General features: G+C 50.4%; 8 protein-coding genes. All 8 read right to left on the bottom strand.

The genetic code is table 11. The annotated features are described in order from the left end of the window. Positions 1 to 109: 109 nt before the first annotated feature. Entirely contained in the window at positions 110 to 1,729 is a 1,620-nt protein-coding gene (gene ptsP, locus LI074_RS14075) for a phosphoenolpyruvate--protein phosphotransferase (RefSeq protein WP_008704980.1), read from the bottom strand. 35 nt (positions 1,730 to 1,764) lie between these two features. Beyond that, positions 1,765 to 2,022 carry an HPr family phosphocarrier protein gene (locus tag LI074_RS14080; protein WP_008704982.1) on the bottom strand — a complete coding sequence of 86 codons (258 nt, stop codon included), beginning with the start codon at positions 2,020 to 2,022 and terminating at the stop codon, positions 1,765 to 1,767. A 249-nt stretch (positions 2,023 to 2,271) separates the two neighbouring features. Continuing rightward, positions 2,272 to 3,099, bottom strand: a complete 828-nt coding sequence (locus LI074_RS14085; RefSeq protein ID WP_008704984.1) for a PTS system mannose/fructose/sorbose family transporter subunit IID — start codon at positions 3,097 to 3,099, stop codon at positions 2,272 to 2,274. Continuing rightward, positions 3,099 to 3,842 carry a PTS mannose/fructose/sorbose/N-acetylgalactosamine transporter subunit IIC gene (locus tag LI074_RS14090; RefSeq protein WP_020993168.1) on the bottom strand — a complete coding sequence of 248 codons (744 nt, stop codon included), beginning with the start codon at positions 3,840 to 3,842 and terminating at the stop codon, positions 3,099 to 3,101. Before LI074_RS14090 ends, LI074_RS14085 begins: the two co-directional genes overlap by 1 nt. A 15-nt stretch (positions 3,843 to 3,857) precedes the next feature. Next, positions 3,858 to 4,322, bottom strand: a complete 465-nt coding sequence (locus tag LI074_RS14095; protein WP_008704986.1) for a PTS sugar transporter subunit IIB — start codon at positions 4,320 to 4,322, stop codon at positions 3,858 to 3,860. Then, positions 4,319 to 4,741 carry a PTS sugar transporter subunit IIA gene (locus tag LI074_RS14100; protein WP_020993169.1) on the bottom strand — a complete coding sequence of 141 codons (423 nt, stop codon included), beginning with the start codon at positions 4,739 to 4,741 and terminating at the stop codon, positions 4,319 to 4,321. Before LI074_RS14100 ends, LI074_RS14095 begins: the two co-directional genes overlap by 4 nt. Further along, positions 4,725 to 5,411, bottom strand: a complete 687-nt coding sequence (locus LI074_RS14105; protein WP_008705000.1) for an HAD family hydrolase — start codon at positions 5,409 to 5,411, stop codon at positions 4,725 to 4,727. Before LI074_RS14105 ends, LI074_RS14100 begins: the two co-directional genes overlap by 17 nt. Before the next feature lie 24 nt (positions 5,412 to 5,435). Then, the gene (locus LI074_RS14110; RefSeq protein ID WP_008705002.1) at positions 5,436 to 6,413 is read right to left on the bottom strand and encodes an SIS domain-containing protein; all 978 of its coding nucleotides are present in this window, start codon (positions 6,411 to 6,413) and stop codon (positions 5,436 to 5,438) included. Between the last annotated feature and the right edge of the window lie 407 nt (positions 6,414 to 6,820).

Genomic DNA, 6,820 nt, shown 5'->3' on the forward strand with positions numbered 1-6,820 from the left:
TTTATCTCCATAAAGTTCAGAAGGGGCACCGACACATCTCGTGTGGTTGCCCCTTCGCTTCGTTTATTTATCGTTTATTTATCTTCTGTTTTTCGTGCTATGAACGGCGTTACGCCATCTCACAAATCTTACTGCGCACGCTGAGCACCATAGATGGTGCGACACTCAGCTCATCGATGCCCATCTCGACGAAACGCTCCGTCAGGGTCGTGTCAGCACCGAGCTCACCGCAGATGCCGGCCCACTTGCCCGCCTTATGCGCGCCATCGATGGTCATCTGAATCATCCGAAGAACCGCCTCATGATGTGGATTATAGAACTCATCCAGCTTCTCATTCTGGCGATCGATCGCAAGTGTATACTGCGTGAGGTCGTTGGTGCCGATGCTGAAGAAATCGACGAGCTCTGCCAGCTCCTCACAGATCATCACTGCTGCCGGCGTCTCGATCATGATGCCCTGCTCCGGAATCGCATACGGGATTTGCTCCCGCTTGAGTTCTGCCGCCACCTCTGCGACGATCTCACGGATCCGAAGCACCTCATCTACGGAGATGATCATCGGATACATGATGGCGAGGTTTCCGTACTTCGCCGCACGAAGCAGTGCGCGGAGCTGTGTCTTAAACACATCCGGCTGTTTCAGACAGATACGGATCGCGCGATACCCCATCGCCGGGTTATCTTCCTTTCCGAGTCCGAGGTAATCGACGTTCTTATCCGCACCGATGTCGAGCGTTCGGATGATCACCTTCTTTCCGCCCATCGTCTGTAGCACCTGACGGTACGTGTTAAACTGCTCAGTCTCATCCGGCAGCGCGGTCTTTCCGAGATACAGGAACTCACTGCGGAACAGGCCGATGCCCTCCGCGTCATTTTCCTGTACATATGCGACATCTGAAACACTGCCGATGTTTGCATATACGTTTACCTTCCGGCCACTCTTCGTCACCGAAGGACGTCCCTTGTAGTTTGCAAGCAGCCGCTTCTGCTCTGCCGCCCTCGCCTGCATCTCGTGTGCAGCAGCGATGGTTGCCTCATCCGGATCCACGCAGAACACGGCATCCTTGCCATCGACGATGCCCATCGTACCGGAATGGAGACTGTCGAGCTCCACCGGCACACCGATCAGCGCCGGGATGTTCATCATACGCGCGAGGATCGCGGTATGGGAGTTCGTCGAGCCATGGACGGTGACGAACGCAAGGATCTTACGCTTATCCATCTGCACCGTTTCACTCGGTGTCAGGTCATCCGCCACGATGATGGACGGTTCCATATGCGCCCAGTCGAGCTCCTCCTCACCACTCAGATTCCGGATCAGACGATTCGAGATATCCTTCACATCCGCGGAACGTGCCTGCATGTACTCATCATCCATATTCGCGAAGATCTCGGCGAAGTTATCTCCGGTGACCGCCACCGCGTACTCAGCATTGAGCTCCTCCGTCTCGATCATCGAGTGGATCGCATCCTGGTAGTCCTCATCCTCGAGCATCATCTGATGCACCTCGAAGATCTGCGCGTTCACCTCGCCAACCTCCTGAAGCGCCTTCTCATAAAGCGCGCCGAGCTGGGCCTGCGCCTGTTTCTTCGCATCCTCGAGACGCTGGAGCTCTGCCGCTACATCCTCGACATGCTGACGCTTTACGATGCCATCACTCTTCTTCAGAACATTGATCGGACCGATCGCCGTTCCCTTATAAACGGACTTTCCGATGTATTTTTCCATTTCCTGTCCCCTCAGATTCTATATCGATCGATGAATTACAGATTTTCCTGGAAGAACTTCTCGAGTGCCTCGAACGCAGCATCCTCATCCGGACCCTCGACCTGCACGGTCACCTCATCGCCCTGCTTGACGCCCATGCTCATGATGGCGATCAGCTTGCCGGCAGCTGCGGTCTTTCCCTTCGCCGCGAGCGTCGTAGCGCTCTGGAACTTCTTCGCTTCCTTCACCAGCAGTCCGGCTGGTCTCGCATGCAGTCCGAGTTCTTCCTTGATCACATATGTAAATTCTTTCATCTTTATCTATCCTTTCTTTTCACTGCGTGAGCTCATACGTAAGTCCCCTCTGCAAATAAGCGGGATTCCTGCATACGTCACCATGTCATCTAAGTCATCATGTAAATAAGTTCTCATTATAAACAAGACTTCCAGCACGGTATAGTGCTTTCCGGATCTCGAATTCACTATGCATGCAGGAAGTCTGGATATTTTTTCAGGGGTATGCCACAGTGCCCTGTGGTATTTTAAAGAAGTGTATCGCTCTGTTTAGAGAATGCCCAGTGCACCCATGACCATGCCGAAGAGGACGATGCCGATCAGCAGGACGTTGGTATTGACCTTCTTCTGAACGAGATTGTAGATGCCCAGCGTAAATACGAACGGAAGCATCTTCGGGATGATGGAATCCAGCATATCCTGGATGACCAGATTCGTACCACCGGTGGAGAAGGTAAGCGGCGTGGTGATGGACACCATGCTGGCTACCATACCGCCGACGACGGCGAGACCGACGATGGATGCGAAGTGCATTACGCGATCCATAAGTCCTTCCTGGTACAGCTTCGCGAGGTATTTATTACCTGACCTGTAGCCGAAGAAGGTTGCATTGTAGGCAAACAGCAATGACGGAATCGCGAACAGCAGTACTGCGAGAATCGGTCCCAGGATGCTGCCCTGCTGTGCGAACGAAAGGCCGATACCGAAGGTGATGATTCGGATGGTTCCCTGGAAGAAGCTGTCACCGATGCCGGCGAACGGCCCCATCAGACTGGTCTTGATCATGGAGATCGACTCGGTCTGGAACTCACCCTCTTCTGAATTTGCGTTCTGCTCCTCCATGGAAGCGGCGAGGCCCATGATAAACGGTGTCAGCTGCGGTGTGCAGTTAAAGAACTCCATATGCCGCTGATACGCTTCCTTTTTTCTCTCCTCATCATCTGCATACAGCTTGTCAAGCACCGGTGCCATGCCATACATGAAGCCCATGTGCATCTGACGCTCATAGTTCCATGAGCACATAATCGCGAGGGAATGCAGGAAGACCTTACGTAAGTCTTTATCGCTTACCTTCTTTAATGCTTTCTGATTTTCCATTATGCATTTGCCCCCTTTCCATACAGAACCTTATCCAGGATGAATGCCAGGATCGCGGCGAACATGGTCACACCGATCAGGCTGAGACCGGAATATGCGACGATCAGGAAGCCGAGAAGGAAGTACGGGAACATCTTCTTCGACAGCATTGAACTCAGCAGCATCGCAAATCCGAGGGCCGATAAGAGGTTACCAGCGACTGTGAGGCCGTTCGTGATGGCCTGCGGAATCGCAGCTACCAGATTCGTAACTAGATCCGTACCGAAGTAAACGGTCAGGAAGATCGGGATGAAGTAAACCAGCGCGTTGAAGCCGAAGGACCACCAGAGGTGGATATGAATCGCCTTCTTGAACTGTCCGTTCTCGATGGCCTTATCCGCTACATGAGAGAACTGCGCGATCACCATACGCATGATGACACTCAGGAACTCGCCAATGACGGCGACCGGAACGGCGATGGTCAGTGCCGCTTCCGTGGAGGCACCGGAAAGAATCGCAAACGCAGTGGCGATGATACTTCCGAACTGCATGTTTGGTGGTCCGGCTGCTCCGATCGCTACAAATCCCATGGAAATAAGTTCCAGGGATGCACCTAAAATTACACCCTGTCTGACATCGCCTAATACGAGGCCTGCCAGTGTACTCAGGATCAGTGGTCTGCCGATGTTCTGACGTCCGATCAATCTGGAGTCGATGACACCGACGATACCAACTAAACCGAGTAAGATCGCTTTAATTAGCATACGACATCTCCTTTTTTAATTCTCAAATGATGCATGCTCGATCGGGGAGGATGGCACCATCTGAATATAGATCTTCTTTCCCATCGAAATCAGTTCCTGGGTGGCCTTCAGCTCTGCTTCATTTAAGTACACGGCCTTACCGTACTCCTTCGAACCGGCCTTCTTCGCCACACCGCCATAATTGATTTCGGTCACCTCTGGAAGCTCCTTCGCAAGCTGAAGTGCTTCTGCCGGTCCCTTTACGATGATCATGATATTCTTGCTGGCATTCTCATCCACCAGCTTCCGAAGCTGTGAAAACGGAATGATACTAAGCTCACAGTCCACCGGCTTCGCGATGCTGAGCGCCATCATGCTGATCGGATCATTCGGAACCTTATCATCGGCGACGATGATATAGTTGGTGCCTACCTGCTTGGTCCAGGAAAAAATCACCTGACCATGTAAAAGACGATGATCTACACGAACTAACTTAATCATACATTTCCTCCATTTAAAAAGTTGTTGTACAGTACGATGCTCTGGGCTGCACTCTTACAGGTATCATCGAGGTCCAGCTCCTCCCATGTCGTACCGCTCTTCTTCATTGCCATGATTTCCAGTACCAGCGGGAGATTTACACCCGCGATCAGTTTTCTCGACGAGCTCATGAATGGTAAGGCGGTATTCGCCGGCGATCCTCCCGGAAGGTCCAGAAGGACGACCAGATTCCGATCCTTATATCTCTCCTCGATCGTCGCACGGATTGCTTCTGAAAAGTCATCCAGTGACTCTCCGTTTTCGAACGACAGCGTCCCGAAATCATCCTCGTCGATATCCAGGATCAGCTTCAATACATCTGCATATCCCTTGCACAATCCTGCATGTGTAATCATCAGCACATCAAATGCATCTTTCATGTTTCGTACCATCCTTACTTAATTCTTCTATGATTGGAACAGCCTCTGATAAAGAGGCGATAATCTTTATGGCCTGTCGCTTCTGGACTTCCGTCGGCGGCATCAGATCCGGCACCATGATGACCGGGATCCTGGCATTCCAGGCTGCCTGGACGCCCACCTTCGAGTCTTCGAAAACCAGTGCATCCTCCGGTGCTGTATTCATCTTCGCAAGCACCTTCAGGTACGCTTCCGGCGAAGGCTTCCGCTCGACGACCTCATCACCACAGCAGATATAGTCAAAGTACTGTATGAGCTGTAAGCGAGTCAGGCGCTCCTCCGTCAGTGATCGACTGGTGGCGGTCGCTACCGCACACGGAAGTCCGGCCTTTTTGATGCAGTTCAGGAGTTCCACGGCACCCGGTTTTGCGGTGAGCTCACGCTCCAGACGCTCTACTCCATGCTGACGGGCGACTTTCATGAATTCCTCTGTGGAGCAGCGTCCACGGAACAACTCTTCCATGTAATCATACACCGGCTGTCCACTGCGACCAACCACATTCAGAAAGTCCTCTCTCTTCCAGTCGTCGATCCCGAAGTCTCTTGCCGTATCATACCATACATCCTGCCATACCCTCTCTGTATCGAGCAGCAGTCCATCTACATCAAAAATAACCAGTTTAAGCGACATATATTTTCCTCTTCGTACTGTATCTTAGTACTGCATCTGCCACATATAACGACGAACATCGAGTGAGTGACCACGCTCGAAGGCGATCGCCTCTACGAAGTGACGGATCACCACGCCGGTAAGGATGGCTGCAACATATGGCTTCGCCTCATCAGCTACCGTAGAAAGATCGAGATCCTTCTGATCGAGTACGAGCAGATCCTCTGTAAACTTCTTTGCGAAGTTCTCTACACGCTCATCGAGGTGTCTGGTGTGACCGATGGACTTTACAAGCATGAATGGAACATCATAATCGGTTACCTCGAACGGGCCATGGAAGTACTCACCGGAGTGGATGCATCCGGAGTTGATCCACTGCATCTCCATGAACCAGCACATCGCGGTGGAGTAAACCTCACCATAGTTGATGCCGCTGCCGATGGTGTAGATGGTCTTCTCACGCTTGTTGCGCTTCGCCCATGCCTTCGCCTGTGCATCGTACTGTGCCTTCGCCTGTGCAGAAAGATCGGTCAGCTTCTCGAGCTCCTTCAGGCATACATCCCACTTCGCATCTGGAGCGAGTACGGAAAGAAGGCTGAAAAGTAAGCCGTAAAGGATACCCTTATTCTTATCAGAATCGCTTACTTCCTTACCCCAGTCATAGTGAACAGGATACTCTGCTGCCTCCCAGAGTGGAGAACCCTCGAGGTTGGATAAGCAGATCGTAAGGGCGCCCTTGGAACGTGCAAGCTTCGTTGCCTCTACGGTCTCCGGTGTGTTTCCGGAATGTGAGCAGGAAATCACGACGGAGTTCTCATTGAGACGCTTCGGCGTATCATATACGAACTCGTTCGCGGTGTATACGTGGGAAGGGATCGAACTCTCCTTATCGAACATATACTGTCCAGCCATAAGCACTGCCTGGGATCCGCCACAAGCGACGAAATAAACCTCATTGACCTCCTTTCTGGCTTTCACTGCCTCAACTGCGACCTTAATCTGTGATGCATGTAAGTCTCTCATAATTCCTCCTTAAAAATGATAATTGATTATATATCATTATATGATTTTATAAGTCTTATTATATACATGTAGCACAAATTTGCAAGTACTTTTTTCTTTTTTGTCGGGAGTTTTACACTTCTTTTTTTAGTGTTTTAATACAAATCCTTTATTTAAGCCATTTACGGCTTATTTTTTTGTCAAATTTTATGATTTTTATAGTGCCCGTCTTTAGGATTTAGCACTTTATTTTTTGAGAGTTAATGAAATATATTTTATCCTCAAGTCAGCATATTTGCTGGCTTTTTTCTTTGTTTTAAAAACTTGACAAATTTTCTTTTTTATACTTGCTTTTATGGTGCTATGGTGCTATACTATAAGAGGGTGACTTTTATGGCATATTTTCTTAAAAAAACTAACAACAAAAA

This window comes from Blautia sp. MSK18_10 (assembly GCF_020553185.1).
Taxonomy (GTDB): domain Bacteria; phylum Bacillota; class Clostridia; order Lachnospirales; family Lachnospiraceae; genus Blautia_A; species Blautia_A wexlerae.

What these genes read in the sequence shown, in the direction of transcription:
- LI074_RS14100 (WP_020993169.1), bottom strand. Translation starts at nt 4,741, where the DNA reads ATGAAAGATGCATTTGATGTGCTGATGATTACACATGCAGGATTGTGC.
- LI074_RS14105 (WP_008705000.1), bottom strand. Translation starts at nt 5,411, where the DNA reads ATGTCGCTTAAACTGGTTATTTTTGATGTAGATGGACTGCTGCTCGAT.
- LI074_RS14085 (WP_008704984.1), bottom strand. Translation starts at nt 3,099, where the DNA reads ATGGAAAATCAGAAAGCATTAAAGAAGGTAAGCGATAAAGACTTACGT.
- ptsP (WP_008704980.1), bottom strand. Translation starts at nt 1,729, where the DNA reads ATGGAAAAATACATCGGAAAGTCCGTTTATAAGGGAACGGCGATCGGT.
- LI074_RS14095 (WP_008704986.1), bottom strand. Translation starts at nt 4,322, where the DNA reads ATGATTAAGTTAGTTCGTGTAGATCATCGTCTTTTACATGGTCAGGTG.
- LI074_RS14080 (WP_008704982.1), bottom strand. Translation starts at nt 2,022, where the DNA reads ATGAAAGAATTTACATATGTGATCAAGGAAGAACTCGGACTGCATGCG.
- LI074_RS14090 (WP_020993168.1), bottom strand. Translation starts at nt 3,842, where the DNA reads ATGCTAATTAAAGCGATCTTACTCGGTTTAGTTGGTATCGTCGGTGTC.
- LI074_RS14110 (WP_008705002.1), bottom strand. Translation starts at nt 6,413, where the DNA reads ATGAGAGACTTACATGCATCACAGATTAAGGTCGCAGTTGAGGCAGTG.